We start from the raw sequence: 20,547 nt of genomic DNA on the forward strand, positions 1-20,547 counted from the left end.
CTCCCGGGATCACTCTTTAGTTTTGTTCTGCGCTACTTTGGCGGACGCGTATCAACGATAGACGTCGGTCCAGAGCTCGGACGCATCGGGCTCGGGATCGTGCTGGGCGAAATCCGCCGACTCATTGACGATCTCGCGCACTTCGGCGTCGATGGCCTTCAATTCCTGCTCGGTGACCTTGGCCGCCAGCAAGCGATTGCGCACCTGCTCGATCGGATCCTGGTCGTGGCGGACCTTTTCGACCTCCTCGCGGGTCCGGTACTTCGCCGGATCCGACATCGAATGGCCGCGGTAGCGATAGGTCTGCATTTCCAGGATGAACGGCCCCTTGCCGGCGCGGCAATGGGCCACCGCCTTGTCGCCGGCGGCCTTCACCGCACGCACGTCCATGCCATCGACCTGTTCGCCGGGGATGTTGAAGGAAATGCCGCGCTTGGAGAAATCGGTCTGGGCGGACGAGCGCGTCACCGACGTGCCCATGGCGTAGCGGTTGTTCTCGATGATGTAGATCACCGGCAGCTTCCACAGCTCCGCCATGTTGAAGCTCTCATAGACCTGCCCCTGGTTGGAGGCGCCGTCGCCGAAATAAGCGAGGCTGACGAAATCATTGCCGCGGTAGCGGTTGGCGAAGGCCAAACCCGTTCCGAGCGAAACCTGGGCGCCGACGATGCCGTGGCCGCCGTAGAAATTCTGCTCCTTGCTGAACATGTGCATGGAGCCGCCCTTGCCCTTGGAATAGCCGCCCTGGCGTCCGGTCAGTTCGGCCATCACGCCCTTGGCTTCCATCCCGCAGGCCAGCATATGCCCGTGGTCGCGGTATCCGGTTATGACCTGATCGCCCTTTTTCAGGGCCATCTGCATGCCGACCACGATGGCTTCCTGGCCGATATAGAGATGGCAGAAGCCGCCGATCGCGCCCATGCCGTAGAGCTGGCCGGCCTTTTCCTCGAAACGGCGGATCAGCAGCATGTCCCGCAGGGCTGCCAGTTCCTGTGCCTTGGTGAATTCCGGCGGGGCGCCGAAGCCCTTCTGTTGACCCTTCTCTTTCCCATTTTCCTGCCCTGCTTCCTTGGTGACGGTTTTTTTGGGTACGGCCATGGCAATTCCGGATGAGAGAGAAGATCAGCCTCTCTAACCCAACTCAAACCGCCGTGAAAGGATTGCGTGCGCTGGAGAAAATATTGCTATGCCGCAGTGCAACGCGGCGCGACATTTTTGTAATCGATATCGCGAGATTTTGAAATTTGCGGAATCCGGACGGCCGTCATCCCGGTGTAACAGTCGGGACGCGCGAGCGGCTGAAAGCTAGTTCGGCTTGAGGACCTTGATCAGGTCGCGAGGGTTGGCGTAGTCGAGCTGGAAGCGTGCGCGCTCGTCCAGCATGTCGGGGTCGACCCGGTCTGAGCGGAGCAGCGAAACGCGCTGCTCGCCCTGGGCCCGTTCCCGCTTCAGCCGCGCCAGTTCGGACGTCAGCGCGATGATCTCCTGATCGAGCTCTTGCCGCGCGTTCAGCCCGTATTTGCCGGTATAGGCGTTGACGCCGAAATAGCCGACCATCAGCGCCGCCATTGTGTAGAGGGCGAGCCCGGTCAGTATCGATTTCAGTCGGGTGCGGGAGACCATGACGCAAGATGCGACGGTCAGGTTAATGGAATCCTAAGATGGCGAACACGGGGCACAAATCATGCCCCCGTCATTGCCTGCGACAAACGCGCAGCGTTTGCGCAAGGGAGCGACAGCGACGAAGCAATCCATTCTTCCTTTTTGGGGATATGGATTGCTTCGCTTCGCTCGCAATGACGCTGAGGGTACCGCTTAGCGGTTCTGCTTTTCGATAAAGGCCGCGAATGCATCGATATACTGCTGCAGCGTCTTCTGCAGCGTTTCCTTGGTGAGGGCGCCCTTGTCGTCGAAGGCGTCGCCGACGCCATTCAGGTAGATCTCGGGCTGGCCCAGAATCGGACCGGTGATGCCCGGCAGGATGTTCTGCAGATGCTTGGCCGCGCTGACGCCGCCGAGCGCTCCCGGGGAGTTGCTGACAATGCCGACGGGCTTGCCGATGAACGAGCTCTTGCCATAGGGGCGCGAGCCGACGTCGATGGCGTTCTTCAGGACGCCGGGGATAGAACGGTTATATTCCGGCGTCACGAACAGCACGCCGTTCGACTTCTGCAGTTTTTCGCGGAACGCGAGCCAATCGGCCGGCGGGGCGGCTTCCAGATCCTGGTTGAAGAAGGAAATCCCCTCCAGCGTCGTGACGTCGAGCTTCAGCGAAGCCGGCGCGAGCTTGGCCAGGGCATTGGCGATCTTGAGAGAAAAGCTCTCCTTGCGGAGCGAGCCGACGATGGTGACGATGCTGTGAGCCATTGGAATTCCCTTTTGAAGCTGAAGCGCCGGCGCTCACTTACGCCACATCGACACAAGGATGCAAGTGCATGAAATGCGCAATTTCGGAAACGCATCGTTCGCGTAATTGAGGCTAAGTAAAACAGGCCGCCCATACGGACGGCCTGTTTGTCTCTTTGCTGGCGGGAGCCTTATCAGCCCTTGTTCGGATCAGCCCTTGCTCGGATTGATCAGGAATTTCTCGCCGGTGGCGCGCTTGTTGTAGACGTCGATGTTGGCAAGATCGAGCGTCTCCTGCAACGACACCACCTTGGTGTAGTGGCTCGCAAACGTGGTCTTGAGTTCGGAGGCTACGCGCTGGCGCAATTTGCCGATGTCGGCCGGGCCGATCTTTTGCAGGAACGGCGTGAGCAGCCAGCCGCCGACCGCCCAGGTCAAGCCGAACGCGCGGCTCAACTCAGTCGGAGCGGTGTTGAGGCTGCCGTAGATATAGACCTGCTTAAACACATTCGAGCCGTAGCGGCTGTATTCCTTGGCGGTCTTGTTGGCCGCCGCCTCCATGCAAGTGAGGATCTGGCCCGCAAGCTTGCCGCCGCCGATGGCATCGAACGCGATCGTGGCGCCGGTTTCCACCAACGCGTTGGTGAGATCGTCCATGAAGCCGTCGGCGGTGGAATCGACGACATATTTGGCGCCGATCTTGTGCAGGATATCGGCCTGCTCCTTGCTGCGCACGATGTTGACGAGGCCGATGCCGTCCTTGATGCAGATCTTGTTGAGCATCTGGCCGAGATTCGACGCGGCTGCCGTATGCACCAGTGCCTTGTGATTTTCGCGCCGCATGGTCTCGGTCATGCCGAGCGCGGTCAGCGGATTGACGAACCAGGACGCGCCGTCGGCAGCGGTGGTGCCGGCGGGCAGCTCCATCACGTCCCTCACCTTCATGGTGCGGAATTGCGAATACATCGCGCCGCCGATGATCGAGACCGTCTTGCCCATCAGCGCCTTGGCGGCATCGGATGATCCGCCCCGGATCACGGTGCCGGCGCCCTCATTGCCGACTGGCAGCGACTGATCGAGCCGCGCGCCCATCATCCGCATCACCGCTTCCGGCATCTTCGCCGTGACGACGGGCTGGTCCTTGGTGCCCGAGACCTTGGCCGTCGACATGTCGGCGGGGCCGATCAGAAGCCCGAGGTCGGACGGATTGATCGGCGAGGCCTCGACGCGAACCACGACTTCATCGTCGGCCGGTTCTGGAGTCGGGACGCTGGCCAGCGATAGCTCGAGTTCGCCGCTCTTCTTCAATAGCGAACGCAGTTGCAGCCCGGTCTTGCCGTCACTCATGCTTACTTCCTCCCTGCCGGCGGTTCAGCAACCTGTTGCCGATCCGCGCTTTGTGTCAGCGATATGGTCGCGGCCAGCGGTGATGTCCACCGGTATCAGCAATTTCAATCAAATTGCGCGGCGAAGGTAGACCCGAACCAGGGTCGGCCGGCGCGTTGCACTCCGGCAACAGTTCCCGGAAACCGTGCTTCAACAGCCGTTTCCGCCCTTGCACGCCCACATTGTGAGCCGAAACATTAGCGGTGTCGCGTGCTTAGCTGTGAACTGACTCGAGCCTTGGAGGCTGGAATCATGAACCCGCGTCGGCTTGCCACCGAAATGTGGCCCACGCTCGTTTTCACGGGCGGACTTGTGGTGTGGTTTGCCGTCGTCGGTTTGACCGGCACCGAGAAGGTCAACGCGGTGCGCGTTGTGGACCGCCTCGCGCCATCTCTTGCCGCCAACGCCGCCCTGGTGGCCGCACCGCGGGCATCCGCGATGGGCCATCCAGCCGTTACGACAGGCAATCCGATCATCAAGAGTGCTGACGTGGCAAAGGCCGCCGAACTTCTGGCGGAGGTGGCGATCGACGCCCCAGTTGCCCCGGAGAAGAAGCAAACCATCGTCGTAGCGGCGCTGGGCGATCCCGCGGAAATTCTGTCGCCGATAGCCCCAACCGTCCAGGGGTCAACCGCAAGCACAGCTAATCCGGAAGTGGCCGTCGCCGCCACAGCCGCCCCGGACAAGCAGCAAACCATCGTCGTAGCCGCGCTGAGCGATCCGGCGGAAATTCTGCCGCCGGTAGTCCCGACCGTCCAGGGGCCAACCGCAAGCACGGCCAACCCGGAAGTGGCCGTCGCAGCCACAGCCGCCCCGGACAAGCAGCAAACCATCGTCGTGGCCGCGCTGAGCGATCCGGCGGAAATTCTGTCGCTGGAAATCCCGACCATCCCGGCGCCAACCGCAGGCACGGCCGCCGCCGCAACAACGCCCGGCCGCGTCGAGCTTGTCGGCGAATGCCAGGTGGCAGAGGCCTGCATCGACCAATTTCTGTGGGCGCTTTACCAGCGGACGCCCAAGGAGGACACCACCAAGGAGCGTGAGCTCAGGAAAGTGACGATCAAGAGGAAGGGCAAACTGGTGACTGTCACCAGAAGCTTTACCAAGCTCGTCGACAACGATTTCACCTGGAAGGATCCCAAGGCGGCGGAACGAGTCGGCATGCCGATGATGGACTACGTGATCGGCGGCATGGATCGCAGCTTCAAGACGAAGCTGTTTCATACGCTTTACGCCGCCGAGGCCGCCGGACTGAAACCCGGTATCACCAGCGCCTTCCGCGACGACTACCGTCAATCGATCGCAAGCGGCCTGAAGGCGGCAGCCAACCGGTCGTTTCACGGCGGCAGTCTCCGCGGCGGCTATGGCCGCGGGCTTGCCGCCGATATCGTAAGCGTCAATGGCGTCAATCGCGCGCAGCGATGGGCGTCAACCGAAACGCTGTGGAAATGGGTCGATGCGAACGGCAAACAGTTCGGGATCGGCCGACCGTATCTCGCCTTCGACCCACCGCATGTCGGCCCGATCGACGGCCCGGAATATGCGTCCCGCCGCGGCGGAACGAAGGTAGCGGCCGCCAATGTGAAGAAGCGGCAGAAAATCGTTCAAGCCAAGTCCGGCACAGCGAAGCGCCAGGTCGCCGCGAAACCGCCGAGCAGCAAGCCGGCCAGCCGGCTTGCTGCAGCACGCTAGCGCGTGATGGTTTTGGCTAAATCAGCGTAGCCGTCGTCATCCTGAGGTGCGAGCGCAGCAAGCCTCGAAGGATGGGCCACGGGCCGTATTCATCCTTCGAGGCGCGCAAGAGCGCGCACCTCAGGATGACGGAGATAGTTTGCCCTACCCTTACGCCAGCGCCTTCAGCGCCGCCCGCCCTGCGTATTTCGCCTGTGCGCCCAACTGCTGCTCGATGCGCAGCAACTGGTTGTACTTGGCGGTGCGGTCGGAGCGCGCCAAGGATCCGGTTTTGATCTGGCCGCAATTGGTGGCGACCGCGAGGTCGGCGATGGTGGAATCCTCGGTCTCGCCGGAACGGTGCGACATGACAGAGGTGTAGCCGTATTTGTGAGCCAGTTCGACGGCGGAAAGCGTCTCGGTCAGCGTGCCGATCTGGTTGACCTTGATCAGGATCGAATTGGCGCGGCCGTTCTTGATGCCGTCGGCGAGCCTTGTGACGTTGGTGACGAACAGATCGTCGCCGACCAGCTGGCACTTCTTGCCGACGAGGTCGGTCAATTCCTTCCAGCCGTCCATGTCGTCTTCCGACATGCCGTCCTCGATCGTGACGATCGGATAGCGCGCGACGAGATCGGCGAGGTATTTCGCCTGCTCGGAGCGCGAACGGGTCTTGTTCTCGCCGCCATAGACGTAATTGCCGTCCTTGAAGAACTCGGTCGCGGCGCAATCGAGGCCGAGCATGACGTCACTGCCCGCGCTGTAGCCGGCCTTGCCGATCGCGCTGACGACGAATTCGAGCGCGGCATCCGCCGACGGCAGGTTGGGCGCGAAACCGCCCTCGTCACCGACATTGGTGTTGTGGCCGGCCTTCTTCAGTTCGCCCTTCAGCGTGTGGAAGATTTCAGCGCCGCAGCGCAGCGCCTCGGCGAAGGTTGCCGCACCCACCGGCAGGATCATGAATTCCTGGAAGTCGATCGGGTTGTCGGCGTGCACGCCGCCATTGATGATGTTCATCATCGGCACCGGCAGAGTGCGCGCCGAGGTGCCGCCGACATAGCGATAGAGCGGCATGTCGAAGGATTCCGCGGCCGCCTTGGCGCAGGCCAGGGAAACGCCGAGGATGGCGTTGGCACCCAGCCGGCTCTTGTTGGGCGTACCATCGAGATCGATCATGATCTGGTCGATCTGGACCTGTTCCTCGACCGGACGGTCGGCGAGCGCCTCGAAGATTTCGCCGTTGATGGCCTCGACCGCCTTCTGCACACCCTTGCCGAGATAGCGCTTCTTGTCGCCGTCCCGCAGTTCCACCGCCTCATGAGCGCCGGTGGAGGCGCCTGAGGGCACCGCGGCACGGCCGATCGAGCCGTCTTCCAGCACCACATCGACCTCAACGGTGGGATTGCCACGGCTATCGAGGATTTCGCGGCCGATGATGTCGATGATGGCGGTCATGTCTTGCACTTTCCTGGATGGTTCCGGGGCTGGATTTGGGCGCGTCTTACACGGCGCGCAAGCAAATGTGAACGCTTAGTCTGCGTGTTCGCCTGACGGGGCAATGTGGTAAGACTATGCTGTTTCGAGGTTGATCTTCGCGTCCAAACCTTCTCGTTCAAGAACCGGGGTAACGCAATGAATCGCCGCCAGTTTCTCAAGACTTCCGCTGCCGGAATTTTAGCCACGCCTGCGCTTGCGCGCTTTGCGGATGCCCAGGAGAGCCCGTTCCGGGTCAAATATTATCCGGTCGCCGCCGGCATGGGCTCGCGCGACGTCACGCCGGCGCCCGATGGCACGATGTGGTTCTGCGGCCAGCGCAACGGCACGCTGGGGCGGCTCGATCCGCGCGACGGGTCGTACAAGCTGGTCGACCTCGGCAAGGGCGCCGCTCCCCATGGCGTCATCATCGGCCCCGATGGCGCGCCCTGGGTCACCGAAGGCGGGCAGAACGCGATCGCCCGCGTCGATCCTAGCGATCACAAGGTGACGCTGTTTCGCCTGCCCGAGAACGAAGCCTATGCCAACCTCAACACCGCCGTGTTCGACAAGAAGGGCATCTACTGGTTCACCGGCCAGTCCGGCATCTATGGCCGGCTCGACCCGAAATCGGGCGACATGACGGTCTTCAAGTCGCCGCGCGGCCGCGGCACTTACGGCATGACCATCACACCGAAGGGCGACATCTGGTACGCCTCGCTCGCCGGCAATCACATCGCGAAGATCGATCCGGCGACCGGCAATGCCACCGTGGTGGACCCGCCGACGCCCAATCAGGGCGCGCGCCGGGTGTGGTCGGATTCGAAGGGCCGGATCTGGGTCAGCGAATGGAACAGCGGCAACGTGTCGATGCACGATCCTTCTGATGGCTCCTGGAAGGCCTGGAAGCTGCCCGGCGACAATCCGCGCACCTATGCGGTCTATGTCGACGACAAGGACAAGGTCTGGCTCACCGATTTCGGCGCCAACGCGATCGTGCGCTTCGATCCCGTGACAGAGAAGTTCAACGCGTTCCCGAGCGACAAGGCCGGCGCGAATGTGCGGCAGCTCGACGGCAAGCCCGGCGAGACCTGGGGCGGCGAGTCCGGCACCAACCGCCTGGTCGTGATCCAGACGGTCGCGCCTGCGTGAAATGGTTCGCGTCCCTGTTGCTGCTGCCGATGCTTGCTGCTGCCCCCGCCTCGGCGGACGAAAACGGCGCGCGGCTGTTTGCGCCATGCCGGGCCTGCCACAGCCTTGATCCCACCGAGCGCGGCCTGCCCGGCCCCAATCTTGCCGGCGTGGCCGGACGTGTGGTCGCCGGCGATCCAGCGTTCGACTACTCGCCGGTGCTGCGCAAGGCGCGCGATGATGGCTTGCGCTGGGACATGCCGCGTCTGGAAAGCTTCCTGGCCGATCCCGCCGAGATGTTTCCGGGGCTGTGGATGTCGATGCGCGGGATCGAGGATACCGCCGAGCGAAAGGCGCTGGTGCGCTTTCTCTCAGATCCCGCCTCGCGCTGACGGTTGACGGCCACGCCTGATGCGTCCATGTCAGCGGTCGCAACAGGACGATCATGATGGCCAAAAAATCACTGCAGCTCGGCCGCGCCGTGGAATGGCCGGACAGTCCCGAAAAGGCGACGCTGGACCGGGTGCCCAATCCGCAAAAGGACGCCAACTATCTGGTGCGGTTCACGGCGCCCGAATTCACCTCGCTCTGCCCGGTGACGGGACAGCCGGATTTCGCCCATCTGATGATCGATTACGTGCCGGGCCAATGGCTGCTGGAATCCAAATCGCTAAAACTCTATGTCGCGAGTTTTCGCAATCACGGCGCGTTCCATGAGGATTGCACGGTCTCGATCGGCAAACGCATCGCAGCCGAGATCAAGCCGAAATGGTTGCGCATCGGCGGATATTGGTATCCGCGCGGCGGCATCCCGATCGACGTGTTCTGGCAGACCGGCAAGCTGCCCAAGGGCGTATGGGTCCCCGACCAGGGCGTCGCGCCCTATCGCGGCCGGGGTTGAACCGAACGGCGGGTAATCCCGACCACCGCACATGCAAAAGCCCCTCGCCGCCTTCATCCGACTTGCCGCCGCGCCGTGCGTCCTTCTGATGCTTTCGAATGCCTCAGCGGCACAGCCCTCGCCCGAGGACCGCTACATCGCGGCCCGCGACGCCGCGATCGCGAAAATCACGAAACTGTACGCGGACAAGAAGGACGACGAGGCCTTCAAGGCTGCGGAATCGCTGCGCGCTGATCTGCTGGCGAAGCTCGCGCCGATTGTCGCCGAACCCGGTCGCAAGGGATTTGGAACGGCCAAGCTTAATCTCGATGCCTTGTCCAAAGGCGACATGGGCTTTGGCCTGCTCGACGGCGTGCGCTTCGACGCCGAGTTGGGCGACAACGGCGAGAAGGCCGGCCAGAATGGCCGCGACGGCAAATATGTCGAGCCGAAATCCCATATCATCGTGACGACGCAATCGATGTTCGAGCGCTGGCTGCGCGCGCACAAGGATTGGTGGGGCAAGAAACTCAAGAACGTGCCGCAACAGATCGGCGCCGCGCTCAAGGACGAAAGCTTCTACACCCAGGCGATCTCGACGGATGCGGCGGTCGTGAACTTCAACGAATTGCCGATCGCCAAACCCGCCTCCGCCACGTCAGCCTTTGCGATGCTGGGCGGGCGAACCCAGGACGCCGTCCCCGAGGCCGCAGGCGAAATATTCGTTTCAGCGCTGGCCAACGGCAAGGTCTACGTCGCCTATGGATCGATCAAGCCCAAGGTGGAGGTCCCGGCCTGCCTTGCGATCAAGGCGGATTACGACAAGAAGGCCGACAAGGCCGCCGACGATCTGCAGTCCAAGCGGATCGACAGGAAGGCCTACGACAAGTTCGGCGATCTCAGGCAAAAGGGCGAAGACGCCTACAAGAAATGCTTTACCGAGCGCGCGCCGCAGCAGCCGTCATTTGCCGAAGCGACCAGGCAGGCGCAGGCCTTGCTGGCGGAGGCGATGGGAAAATAACGCGAGGCGTCACAGCCAGGGCGTGAACCAATTGATCCTGAGCCGTCGCACGTGCACTCCGGCGTGCATTGCACAACCACAAGTCAGACCGCAAGCCATGCACCTTGTGCAACAAGAGACGTTGCCTCGGTACCTATCTCACTCACGTCCATATGATGTAGCCTGCCCGCAGGAAGCGCCGCGCATCTCAGACGCTGGCGCTGTTGAGGAAACTACATCATGAAATATCTATTCCGCGCTCTTGCAGCGTTCGCGCTTCTGCTGAGCTGCGCAGGCGGCGCCTGGGCACAAGGCTGGCCGAACCGGTCGATCCGCATGGTCGTTCCCTACACGCCGGGCGGCTACACCGATCTGATGGCCCGCCTCGTCGGGCAAAAGATCTCCGAGGCGCTCGGCCAGCCCATCGTCTTCGAGAACAAGCCAGGCGCCAACGCCATCATCGGCACCGACGTCGTCGCCAAGGCCGCGCCCGACGGCTACACGTTCGGCACCGTGATCGCGGCGCATGCGGCAAACGCCACGCTCAATCCAAAGCTGCCCTACGACACGCTGAAGGACTTCAGCTACGTCTCGCTGATGAGCGTCGCACCGCTGATCATGATTGCGCATCCCTCGGTGCCGGCGAACAATTTGAAGGAGCTGATCGCGCTCGCGAAGGCCAAGCCGGGCGAGCTCAATTTTGCGTCGAGCGGCATCGGCGCTGCGGCACATCTCACCATGGAGATGTTCATGAGCCGCACCGGCATCAAAATGCAGCACATTCCCTACAAGGGCACGGCCGGCGCATTGCAGGATACCGTCGGCGGGCAAATCAACGTGATGTTCGACATCGTTGGTCCGCTGATGCCGCAGGTGCGCTCCGGCAACGCCAAGGCGATCGTCGTCACCGCGAAAGAGCGCATTCCGGCAGCACCCGACGTGCCGACGATGGCGGAACAGGGCGTGCCGGATTTCGTGTCCGGCACCTGGGCCGGAATCATCGCACCGGCGGGCACGCCGAAGGAGATCGTCGACCGCGTCTCCGCCGAGGCCAAGAAGGCGCTCGCCGACCCCGCATTGCAGGCAAAACTGGTCGAACAGGGCATCGTGCCGATGGGCAGCAGCCCGGAGGAATTCCGTGGCTTCGTCACTGAAGAGATCGCGCGCTGGCGCAAGGTGATCACCGATGCGGGAATCAAGATGGAATAGCGAGGGCTCGAAGCTAGCCCGGCCGCGCGTCCGCCGGCCGGGTCTGCTTCAGCAATCGCGCGCAGACAATTCCAAGCGCGACCATGATGGCCGCGGCGGTGAGCAAGGTCGGAACCTTGCCAGCGTGCTGGATGCCGAAGCCGTAGGCGATGGGGCCGAGCGTCTGGCCCATGAAAAAGAAGAACGAATGCAGCGACAGCGCGGTCGCTCGCGCTTCCACCGACAGCTCGCTGGCAAATACCTGCAGGCAGCCGTGGATCATGTAAAAGCCCCAGCCCATGAACAGCAAGCTCAAGGCCTGGAGCTTCCATTGTGGTCCCATCGCGACCGCAACGAGTTGCACCGCGACCAGCGTCGCACCGGCGAGCATCATGCCCTTGACGCCGATCCGGGGCAGGAAACGCGAAATCGTCATGGTGTAAAACAGGCCGCCGACCGCAAAGCCGGCGATCACGATGCCGGCGATCGAGAGCGAGGTCTCGCCGAGTTCGAACAGGAAAGCGGCGATGAAGGGAAACAGGCCGAGCACGCAGCAGCCCTCGATGAACACCGCCGAATAGCAGATGCGCGCGTTCGGGTTGGTGAAGATGGTGCGGTAGCCATGTGCGAGTGCCGAGAGGCTTGTCCGCGGCGGATGCTTCAGATCGGCGCCGCGAAATCCGGCGGCCACCGCAATCGCCGCCAGCACGACCAGCGCGCCGAGGATCGCCAGCACGCCGCGCCAGCCCATGAAATCGCCGATCAATCCGGAGAACGAGGCCCCGAGCAGGTTTCCGGACATCGAGCCCATCAGCGTGCGGCCGATCGCGAGCTGCCGCTTCTCGGGCCCGACGAGATCGCTGGTCAGGCCGAGCGCGATCGGAAACACCCCGCCCGAGCCGATGCCGGCGAGAATGCGCGTTGCAAACAATTCCGGGAACGACGTCGCCATCGCGCCCAGGATGTTGGCAACGCCGAGCAGCACCAGGCAGACAATCATCAGCCTTGCCTTGCCGAACATGTCGGCAGTGGCGCCGAGCACGGGCTGGATGATTGCGAAGGTGAACGCGAACACCGCGGCAAAGCCGGCGGCGGCCGCGATGCTGACGCTGAAATCCTCGGCGACGTGCGGCAAGACAGGATCGAGCGCGCGGGCCGACAGGCTGGCCGCAAAGGTCGCGAGTGCGATGATGTTGAGGGCCGGCGGCAGGCGGTTGGTTGCTGCGGTCACGGCTCGGCCCGCGCCATCAGCGCGCCGTGCTGTTGGCAGTGAGGTTTTTGGCGAGCGCATCGAACCCCATCAGGGTCTTCACCAGCGCTTCGAACTCGCGCAGCGGCACCATGTTGGGTCCATCCGACGGGGCGTTGTCAGGGTCGGGATGGGTCTCGATGAACACGCCGGCAACCCCGACCGCGACCGCCGCCCGGGCGAGCACGGGCACGAATTCGCGCTCGCCGCCCGATGAAGTGCCCTTCCCGCCCGGCTGCTGCACCGAATGGGTGGCGTCGAAAATCACGGGCGCGCCCGTGGTGCGCGCCATGATCGGCAGCGCGCGCATATCAGACACCAGGGTGTTGTAGCCAAAGGATGCGCCGCGTTCGGTGACCAGCACGTTCGGATTGCCGCTTGATGTGATCTTGCTCACGACGTTGGCCATGTCCCACGGGGCCAGAAACTGCCCCTTCTTGACGTTGACGATTTTGCCGGTCGCCGCCGCCGCCGTCAGAAGATCGGTCTGCCGGCACAGGAAGGCCGGGATCTGCAGCACGTCCACCGCCTGCGCCACCTCCGCGCATTGCGAGGCCTCGTGGACGTCTGTCAACACGGACAGTCCGAGCGAGGAACGTATCTCGGCGAAGATCGGCAGCGCCTGCGCAAGCCCGATGCCGCGTGCCGCCGAAACGCTGGTGCGGTTGGCCTTGTCGAACGAGGTCTTGTAGACGAGCCCGATTCCGAGGCGCCCTGCGATCTCCTTCAGCGCGCTCGCCACTTCAAGGGCATGGCTGCGGCTTTCGAGCTGGCATGGGCCGGCGATGATCGAAATCGGCAAAGCATTGCCGAATTTGACCGGGCCTACCGTCACCATGGGCGCAGCAGAAATGTTCGCGTTCAAGGGCATTTCCTTCTTGCCTGACGTGGACCATGCCGGTCCGCGCCATCAGGATCAATCCTGTTTAACCCCGGAATATCAGGGTTGCACGCCCGGTTACTTCACCGAAGAGAATGCCGTCGGCACCAGCAACTGGCTGACGATGTTGTCGATGATCTGGCCGTCTTCTTCGCTTTTGGCGCGGCCGGCGATCCAATCGGGATCGGACTGAAATGCCGTCCATTTCTTTTCGCGGTCCGCGAGCGAGTCCCACGCGACGAAATAGGTCAGTTCCTGGTTCGAGGTCCCGATCAGCGTGGTGAAGAACCCGGCCTGCTTGATGCCGTGCTTGTCCCACAATTTCAGCGTCAGCGTATCGAAGCGCTTCATCAGCGCCGGCAGACGGCCCGGCAGACAGCGATAGACACGCATTTCCATAATCATCAGCTTCACTCCCCTGATTGTTGTTCTTGCAGGTAACGGAAGCGGTTTGTCGCAACAATTGGCGCGTTCGTCAAAGGGCGCCCGCCACTACACCAGCCGCGACTGCACCACCGCCGCCTGAATGAACGATGCGAACAAGGGATGCGGCTCGAACGGGCGCGATTTCAGTTCGGGGTGGAATTGCACGCCGATGAACCAGGGATGGTCCTCATATTCGACGATCTCCGGCAGCACGCCGTCGGGCGACAGGCCCGAGAAGCGCAGGCCGTGCTGTTCGAGACGGTCCTTGTAGGCGGTGTTGACCTCGTAGCGATGACGGTGGCGTTCCGAAATCTCGGTGGCGCCGCCATAGACCGCCGACACCCGGCTGCCGCGATTCAGCGCCGCCGGATAGGCGCCCAGCCGCATGGTGCCGCCGAGATCGCCGGACTTCGTGCGCTTCTCGAGCTCGTTGCCGCGCAGCCATTCCGTCATCAGGCCGACCAGCGGCTCCCTGGTCGGACCGAACTCGGTGGAATTGGCGTCCTTGATGCCGACGAGATTGCGCGCGGCTTCGATGACGGCCATCTGCATGCCGAAGCAGATGCCGAAATACGGCACGCGGCGGACACGCGCGAACTGCGCCGCGCGGATCTTGCCTTCGGCGCCGCGCTGGCCGAAGCCGCCGGGCACCAGGATGCCGTTGACGTGTTCGAGGAACGGCGCCGGATCCTCGTGCTCGAACACCTCGCTCTCGATCCAGTCGAGATTGACCTTCACCTTGTTGGCGATGCCGCCATGCGACAGCGCCTCGATCAGCGATTTATACGCATCCTTCATGCCGGTGTATTTGCCGACGATGGCGATGGTGACCGCGCCTTCGGGGTTGCGCACCCGCTCGTTGATGTCGTTCCAGCTTTGCATCGCGGGCGGGATCTTCGGCGCGATGCCGAACGCGGCCAGCACTTCGTCATCGAGGCCGGCCTCGTGGTAGGCTTGCGGCACCGCGTAGATGTTGTCGACGTCCCTCGCCTCGATAACAGCGCTTTCGCGCACGTTGCAGAACAGGCCGAGCTTGCGCCGCTCTTCCTTCGGAATCTCGCGGTCGGTGCGGCACAGCAGGATGTCCGGCTGGATGCCGATCGAACGCAGCTCCTTCACCGAATGCTGGGTCGGCTTGGTCTTCAACTCGCCGGCGCTCGGGATGAACGGCAGCAGCGTCAGATGAATGTAAACCGCGTGCTCGCGCGGCAATTCGTTCTTGAGCTGACGGATGGCTTCAAAGAACGGCAGGCCCTCGATGTCACCGACGGTGCCGCCGATCTCCACCAGCACGAAATCATATTCGTCATTGCCGGAGAGGACGAATTCCTTGATCGCGTTGGTGACGTGCGGCACCACCTGGATGGTCGCACCGAGATAATCGCCGCGGCGTTCCTTGGTGATGATGTCCTGATAGATGCGCCCGGTGGTGATGTTGTCGGCCTTGGTGGCCGGACGCCCCGTGAAGCGCTCGTAATGGCCGAGATCGAGATCGGTCTCGGCGCCGTCGTCGGTCACGAACACTTCGCCGTGCTGATACGGCGACATCGTTCCGGGATCGAGGTTGAGATAGGGGTCGAGTTTGCGGAGACGGACCTTGTACCCGCGAGCCTGCAACAGCGCACCGAGTGCCGCTGAAGCCAGACCTTTGCCGAGCGAAGAAACCACGCCGCCGGTGATGAATATGTACCGCGCCATGGGACTCAACCTTTAAGGCCACTGCTCCGATTCGCCAAAACGAATCGCTCGCCAGAGCGAACATTTTTCCGGGCTGTGGGTGACGTGAAATTTAAAGCGATATCAGAGCATTGATGGGAAGTTCTGATGCAGGACGGTAGTCGCCGTCCTGCATAGCCACCCTGCTTTATTGCGAACGCGGAGCTTGCGGGCCCGATGGCGCCGGCGGGCTCTGCTGTTCATCGACCTTCTTCAGCGTATCCAGAACGCCGCCGCTGGTCGGCGGCGCGATCGGCGCCCCTCCGGGCTGGGACGGCGTCGCGGGGCCCGTGAGAATCGAGCTTGGCTTGCGATCGAGGCCCGCGGACCAGGCCAAATACAGGCTGGTGACAAAGAAGCCTGCCGCCAAAATCGCGGTCATCCGCGTCAACAGATTGGAGGTTCCGCGGCTCGACATGAAGCCGGCGCCGCCGCCCATGCCAAGGCCGCCGCCTTCGGATTTCTGCAGCAATACCGCGCCGATCAGCACGGCGACGATCATGAGGTGAACGACAATAACGACGGCCTGCATTTCTAACCTTCCGTCACAAGCGATGAGCGCCGGGCTTCGGCTGCACTATTGAGCTTGCGGGTTTTCCTGAAGTTGCGCGGTGTTACACGATCGGACGGGGCATTGTCACCCCCAACAGCTGCTCCGGAGATAATTGCCGCAGGCTTTCCAACAAGCTGCGAAGCAGCACGAAGTCGCGACATTTCGTGCTTGCGAACGGCGGTCGAATTCTCTTATAATGGACATATGGATACTATTGTAGACGATTTGAGCAACCGGCTGGCGCAGCGCCTGCGTCTTGAGCGCGACAGCCGCGGCTGGTCGCTGGCCGATCTCGCCGAACGCTCGGGGGTCTCGAAGGCGACCATCAGCAAGATCGAACGCGCCGAGGTCAGCCCGACCGCGGTGGTGCTGGTCCGGCTCGCAAGCGCTTTCGACCTCACGCTTGCTGGCCTGATGCTGCGCGCCGAGGGCCAGGGCGAGCGCCTTTCGCGTGCCGGCGAACAGCCGGTCTGGCGCGATCCCGAAACCGGCTACCTGCGCACACAGGTATTCAATCGCCCCGATCATCCGCTCGAAGTCATCATGGTCGAATTACCGGCACGACAGCGCGTGACGCTGCCGGCCTCATCCTACGCCCATATCCGTCAGGTGGTCTGGGTACAAGCGGGCGCACTCGTGATCATCGAGGCCGGCGAGCGGTTTCTCCTCGGCACCGGCGATTGCCTCGGATTCGGTCCGCCTGCGGAGACGACCTTCGCCAACGAGAGCGCCGCACCCTGCACCTATGTCGTGGCGCTGGCCCGGAGCTAGCAACGATGCCGGAGGTCGCCCTCAAAAGCTCCGCGATCGAACAGGCAAGCCCCGACAACACTGTTGCGGCCGGCCACAATGGCGGCCCGCCGCTCGACGAAGCGCACCGGCCGGAATGGGGTGATGGAGGAATCGGAAATTACTTCTACTGGAAGGCCGCGCACCGCAGGGCGTGGCACAATCCCTCACCCGGCATCGTCGCCTTTCGCATTCAAAAGGCCGAACGGCTCGGGCTCACCTATGAAGAGTACACGTTGGAAATTCTCGAACGCGGCCGACATCTCCAGATCGAGGATGTCGAGCGGATCGCAGAGATCAAGCAGGCCCGTGCGGCCAGGAAGCGAGGCTGAACGACATGCCTGATATCGAAATCAAACCCTTGAGCCCGTCGCCCGATATCCGCGCGAGCCTCAGCCAGATGCTGATCGAGGCGGTGGCCCATGGCGGTTCGGTCAGCTTCATGCATCCGCTGCCGCAGGAGATCGCAAATGCCTTCTGGGAGAAGTCGCTGGCCGCGGCGGCGCGCGGAGAACGGATCATTCTCGGCGCCTTCGACGGCGATCAACTGGTCGGAACGGTAACGCTGGTGCTGGACCTTGCACTCAACCAGCCGCACCGGGCGGAAATCGTCAAGATGATGACGCGGGTCAGCTATCGCGGCCGCGGCGTGGCGAAGGCGCTGCTATACGCGGCCGAGCGCGCTGCCGTCGAGCACGGGCGCTGGCTGCTGGTGCTCGACACCGCCGACGACGAAGGCGCGTCCGGATTATACGAGCGCGTCGGCTTCAAGTTGGCCGGGATCATTCCGGACTACGCGTACAAGCCCCTCGGCGGCATGACGGGCACGATGTTCTACTGGAAGCGCCTACAGGACGCCGCGCCCACCTGAGCTCAGCACCCCGCGGCGATCGCCAAAAAATCCGCCGCCTTCAAACTGGCGCCGCCGACCAGTGCGCCGTTGACGTTGGCGACCGCCATCAGCTCGGCCGCATTGGATGGCTTGACCGAACCGCCATAGAGAATCCGGATCTTGCCGCCCTCGGCCTTAAATCGGTCAGTGAGAACACCCCGGATAAACGCATGAACTTGCTCGACATCTTCTGCCGTCGGGGTCAGCCCGGTGCCGATCGCCCAGACCGGCTCATAGGCCACCACCAGATTGGCTGACGTCGATCCGTCCGGCAGCGAGCCTTTGAGCTGGCCACCGCAGACGTCCAGCGTCTGCCCGGCGTCGCGCTGGCCCTGGGTTTCGCCGATACAAACGATGGCCGTCAGCCCCGCCCGCCAGGCGGCTTCCGCCTTCTGCCGGACTAGGGCGTCGGTTTCGCCATGGTCGGCGCGGCGCTCGGAATGGCCGACAATGATGGCGCTGGCGCCGGCATCGGCCAGCATTTCAGCCGAAAGATCGCCGGTATGGGCGCCCGAGGCCTTCGGGTGGCAATCCTGGGCGCCGACGGCGAGTTTTGAGCCCTTCGCCTTGTCGGCAAACGTGGCGATCAGGGAGGCCGGCGGGCAGACCAGCAGGTCGGCCTTGGCGGCCACCGCTGCGGCACCTTCGCGCATCGCTTCAAATTCGGCCAGCGAGGACTTGAGGCCGTTCATTTTCCAGTTGCCGGCGATCAGGGGCCGAATGGCGTCGGGCATGTCGATTTTCTCTCGAATATGGGGTCCCCATCCGCTAGCAGAGGCGCGCCACCAGTTCCAGATACCGGCTCAAGTGATCTCTGAGCGGTTATCCGCTTCAAATGGCGAGGTTACGGGCACGCAACCGAGATTGCGAGGGCCCGAACCGAGGTTGCGGGGGGGCGACTGCCACTTTATGATGCGATATCAACTCGGGTAGACGCCCTGTTGCGGTATTCCAATCGGAAACCGCCTTGGGTATGACCCGGTTCCCCTCCTACAAAACAAGTTGGACCCATGCTTCGAGGAATACGCAAAGCCTCATCAAACTGGCTCGGCAAGGCCATCATGAGCGTCGTGATGGGCGTGCTGATTCTCAGCTTTGCTGTCTGGGGCATCGCCGACATCTTCAAGGGCTTTGGGCAGTCGACGCTGGCCAAGATCGGCAAGACCGAGATTTCGACCGAGCAATTCCGCCAGATCTACACCGACAAGCTCCAGCAATTGGGCCGTCAGTTCGGCCGTCCGCTGACCCAGGAGCAGGCCCGCTTGTTTGGGCTTGATCGTCAGGTGCTGCAGCAGACCATCGCGGAAGCCGCTCTCGACGAGGAGGCGCGGCGCATGGGCCTTGCACAGTCGGATGCCGAGGCCATGCGGGTCATCTACAGCGACCCCGCGTTCAAGGGATTGGGCGGCAATTTCGATCCGGCGCGCTTCCAGGCCGCGATCCGCCAGGCCGGTTACACCGAGCAGCGCTACCTCGCCGAGCGGCGGCGCCTGGGCTTGCGGCGCCAGATCGCGGACACCGTCACGGCCGGGCTCGAGCCGCCGAAGCTCATGATCGATGCCTTGACCCGGTACCAGAACGAGCAGCGCTCGGTCGATTACATCAAACTCGACGCCGCGCAGGCCGGCACCATCGACACGCCCTCGCCCGAGACGCTCGCCGCCTATTTCGAAGACCACAAGACCCAGTTCCGCGCACCCGAATTTCGCAAACTGTCGTTCATCGTGGTCAGCCCCGAGGAACTGGGCAAATGGTCCGAGGTCTCCGACGAGGATGCGAAGAAGGTATTCGAGCAGAGCCGTAACCGGATCGGTACGCCCGAGAAGCGCGAAGTGCAGCAGATGGTGTTTCAAAACGCCGAGGAAGCGCTCACCGCGCGCAGCCGCATCACATCCGGAATGTCATTCGACGACGTCGCCAAGGAACACAACGCCAATCTTGTTGACCTCGGCATGACGGCAAAATCCGCCATCATCGATCCGGCCATCGCCGACGCGGCGTTCGCGCTGCCCTCCGGCGAGGTAAGCCAGCCGATCAAAGGCCAGTTCGTCGTGGCGCTGGTCAAGGTCGGCAAGATCGAACCGGCTACGACGCCTTCCTATGAAAGCGTCGCGGCGCAGATAAAAAAGGAAATCGGGACCGAGCGGGCGCGCGGCAAGGTCGCCGAACTCCACAACAAGATGGAAGACGAGCGTGGCGGCGGCGCCAGCGTGGTCGAAGCCGCCCAGAAGCTCGGACTGACCGCAGTCACCATCGAGGCCGTCGACCGCTCGGGCCGCGGCCCTGACGGCCGGCCGGTCGGCAATATTCCGCGCGGTCTCGAAGTGGTCTCGCAAGCCTTCGCAAGCAATGTCGGCGTCGACAACGATCCGATCCAGTTTGCCGGCGGCTATGTCTGGTACGACGTTATCGGCGTTACGCCGTCGCGTGAACGCAATCTCGACGAGGTCCGCGCCCAGGTCGAAACCAAGTGGCGCGAAGACCAGATCTCGAGCAAGCTGCGCGAGAAGGCGACCGAGATGGTCGGCAAGCTCGAGCGTGGCGGCACCTTGGCCGAAGAAGCCGCGTCGATCGGCTCGAAGGTCGAAACCGCAACCGGTTTCCGGCGCGACGCCGCTCCATCCGGCGTGCCATCGAGCCTCATCACCGCGGCGTTTCGCACCGCCAAGGATGGCGTCGGACAAACCGCCGGCGCCGGGGGCAGCGAGTGGATCGTGTACCGCGTCACCGATGTCAGCATGCCCTCGGTCAACGTCGCTGCCGACGAGGTCAAGAAACTGAAGGAGACATTGCTGCGGGGCCTCACCGACGAACAGGTCGCGCAGTACGTCACGAAGATCGAGTCAGAGATCGGCACGACAATCAACCAGGCGGCCTTCGCACAGGTGACGGGCGCGAACAGCAACTGAGCATGATCCGGGACGTGGGCACCGGTTTTCCCTCGACAAACGCGTAGCGTTTGCTCGA

Annotated in this window: 21 protein-coding genes; 10 read left to right on the forward strand and 11 right to left on the reverse strand. The window is 63.0% G+C overall.

Annotation, left to right across the window (positions count from 1 at the left end):
* Positions 1-51 precede the first annotated feature (51 nt).
* From pdhA to JQ597_RS33205, 4 genes are all read right to left on the reverse strand, one after another.
* Positions 52-1,098: a pyruvate dehydrogenase (acetyl-transferring) E1 component subunit alpha gene (pdhA, locus tag JQ597_RS33190; RefSeq protein ID WP_212269634.1), complete on the reverse strand. Its 1,047-nt coding sequence runs from the start codon at positions 1,096-1,098 to the stop codon at positions 52-54.
* Between the two features lie 207 nt (positions 1,099-1,305).
* Positions 1,306-1,623 carry an FtsB family cell division protein gene (locus JQ597_RS33195; RefSeq protein ID WP_192739542.1) on the reverse strand — a complete coding sequence of 106 codons (318 nt, stop codon included), beginning with the start codon at positions 1,621-1,623 and terminating at the stop codon, positions 1,306-1,308.
* Between the two features lie 192 nt (positions 1,624-1,815).
* On the reverse strand, positions 1,816-2,367 hold the full coding sequence (locus JQ597_RS33200; protein WP_212269635.1) for an NADPH-dependent FMN reductase: 552 nt from the start codon (positions 2,365-2,367) through the stop codon (positions 1,816-1,818).
* Between the two features lie 189 nt (positions 2,368-2,556).
* Complete coding sequence (locus tag JQ597_RS33205; protein WP_212269636.1) at positions 2,557-3,693, reverse strand: zinc-binding dehydrogenase; 1,137 nt, start codon at positions 3,691-3,693, stop codon at positions 2,557-2,559.
* Positions 3,694-4,443: 750 nt separating this feature from the next.
* Between JQ597_RS33205 and JQ597_RS33210 the strand changes: the two genes are divergently transcribed.
* Entirely contained in the window at positions 4,444-5,424 is a 981-nt protein-coding gene (locus JQ597_RS33210) for a hypothetical protein (RefSeq protein WP_409363354.1), read from the forward strand.
* Between the two features lie 150 nt (positions 5,425-5,574).
* On the opposite strand, the gene eno is transcribed toward JQ597_RS33210, so the two are convergent.
* Positions 5,575-6,858 carry a phosphopyruvate hydratase gene (eno, locus tag JQ597_RS33215; RefSeq protein WP_212269637.1) on the reverse strand — a complete coding sequence of 428 codons (1,284 nt, stop codon included), beginning with the start codon at positions 6,856-6,858 and terminating at the stop codon, positions 5,575-5,577.
* 177 nt (positions 6,859-7,035) lie between these two features.
* Here eno and JQ597_RS33220 point away from each other — a divergent pair, with 177 nt between their 5' ends.
* From JQ597_RS33220 to JQ597_RS33240, 5 genes are all read left to right on the forward strand, one after another.
* A complete protein-coding gene (locus JQ597_RS33220) occupies positions 7,036-8,028 on the forward strand; it encodes a Vgb family protein (protein WP_212269638.1) in 993 nt (330 codons plus the stop codon).
* Entirely contained in the window at positions 8,025-8,399 is a 375-nt protein-coding gene (locus JQ597_RS33225; protein ID WP_212269639.1) for a c-type cytochrome, read from the forward strand. Before JQ597_RS33220 ends, JQ597_RS33225 begins: the two co-directional genes overlap by 4 nt.
* A gap of 56 nt (positions 8,400-8,455) precedes the next feature.
* Positions 8,456-8,908: a preQ(1) synthase gene (gene queF / locus JQ597_RS33230; protein ID WP_212269640.1), complete on the forward strand. Its 453-nt coding sequence runs from the start codon at positions 8,456-8,458 to the stop codon at positions 8,906-8,908.
* Between the two features lie 31 nt (positions 8,909-8,939).
* Positions 8,940-9,908 carry a hypothetical protein gene (locus JQ597_RS33235; protein WP_212269641.1) on the forward strand — a complete coding sequence of 323 codons (969 nt, stop codon included), beginning with the start codon at positions 8,940-8,942 and terminating at the stop codon, positions 9,906-9,908.
* Between the two features lie 219 nt (positions 9,909-10,127).
* Complete coding sequence (locus JQ597_RS33240; RefSeq protein WP_212269642.1) at positions 10,128-11,096, forward strand: tripartite tricarboxylate transporter substrate binding protein; 969 nt, start codon at positions 10,128-10,130, stop codon at positions 11,094-11,096.
* A gap of 13 nt (positions 11,097-11,109) precedes the next feature.
* On the opposite strand, the gene JQ597_RS33245 is transcribed toward JQ597_RS33240, so the two are convergent.
* The 5 genes from JQ597_RS33245 to secG all read right to left on the reverse strand — a co-directional run bounded on the left by JQ597_RS33245 (position 11,110) and on the right by secG (position 15,878).
* Positions 11,110-12,306: an MFS transporter gene (locus JQ597_RS33245; protein WP_212392242.1), complete on the reverse strand. Its 1,197-nt coding sequence runs from the start codon at positions 12,304-12,306 to the stop codon at positions 11,110-11,112.
* A 16-nt stretch (positions 12,307-12,322) separates the two neighbouring features.
* On the reverse strand, positions 12,323-13,162 hold the full coding sequence (kdsA, locus tag JQ597_RS33250) for a 3-deoxy-8-phosphooctulonate synthase (RefSeq protein ID WP_502754766.1): 840 nt from the start codon (positions 13,160-13,162) through the stop codon (positions 12,323-12,325).
* A 120-nt stretch (positions 13,163-13,282) separates the two neighbouring features.
* Complete coding sequence (locus JQ597_RS33255) at positions 13,283-13,609, reverse strand: NIPSNAP family protein (RefSeq protein WP_212269645.1); 327 nt, start codon at positions 13,607-13,609, stop codon at positions 13,283-13,285.
* Positions 13,610-13,696: 87 nt separating this feature from the next.
* On the reverse strand, positions 13,697-15,328 hold the full coding sequence (pyrG, locus tag JQ597_RS33260) for a CTP synthase (protein ID WP_212269646.1): 1,632 nt from the start codon (positions 15,326-15,328) through the stop codon (positions 13,697-13,699).
* Between the two features lie 166 nt (positions 15,329-15,494).
* Complete coding sequence (gene secG, locus JQ597_RS33265) at positions 15,495-15,878, reverse strand: preprotein translocase subunit SecG (protein ID WP_212038300.1); 384 nt, start codon at positions 15,876-15,878, stop codon at positions 15,495-15,497.
* 225 nt (positions 15,879-16,103) lie between these two features.
* On the opposite strand from secG, the gene JQ597_RS33270 reads away from it, so the two are divergent.
* Genes JQ597_RS33270 through JQ597_RS33280 form a run of 3 tightly spaced genes read left to right on the forward strand, consistent with a single transcriptional unit; the run spans position 16,104 to position 17,559 of the window.
* Positions 16,104-16,670 (forward strand): helix-turn-helix domain-containing protein, encoded by a 567-nt coding sequence (locus tag JQ597_RS33270; protein ID WP_212269647.1) that lies wholly within the window; start codon positions 16,104-16,106, stop codon positions 16,668-16,670.
* 5 nt (positions 16,671-16,675) lie between these two features.
* Positions 16,676-17,020, forward strand: a complete 345-nt coding sequence (locus JQ597_RS33275; protein ID WP_249148408.1) for a hypothetical protein — start codon at positions 16,676-16,678, stop codon at positions 17,018-17,020.
* A 5-nt stretch (positions 17,021-17,025) separates the two neighbouring features.
* Positions 17,026-17,559, forward strand: a complete 534-nt coding sequence (locus JQ597_RS33280) for a GNAT family N-acetyltransferase (protein ID WP_212269648.1) — start codon at positions 17,026-17,028, stop codon at positions 17,557-17,559.
* A gap of 2 nt (positions 17,560-17,561) precedes the next feature.
* On the opposite strand, the gene tpiA is transcribed toward JQ597_RS33280, so the two are convergent.
* Positions 17,562-18,314, reverse strand: coding sequence for a triose-phosphate isomerase (gene tpiA / locus JQ597_RS33285; protein ID WP_212269649.1), 753 nt, complete (start codon positions 18,312-18,314; stop codon positions 17,562-17,564).
* A gap of 276 nt (positions 18,315-18,590) precedes the next feature.
* On the opposite strand from tpiA, the gene JQ597_RS33290 reads away from it, so the two are divergent.
* The gene (locus JQ597_RS33290) at positions 18,591-20,489 is read left to right on the forward strand and encodes a peptidylprolyl isomerase (RefSeq protein ID WP_212269650.1); all 1,899 of its coding nucleotides are present in this window, start codon (positions 18,591-18,593) and stop codon (positions 20,487-20,489) included.
* Positions 20,490-20,547 lie beyond the last annotated feature (58 nt).

This window comes from Bradyrhizobium sp. AUGA SZCCT0177, assembly GCF_018130125.1.
GTDB lineage: Bacteria > Pseudomonadota > Alphaproteobacteria > Rhizobiales > Xanthobacteraceae > Bradyrhizobium.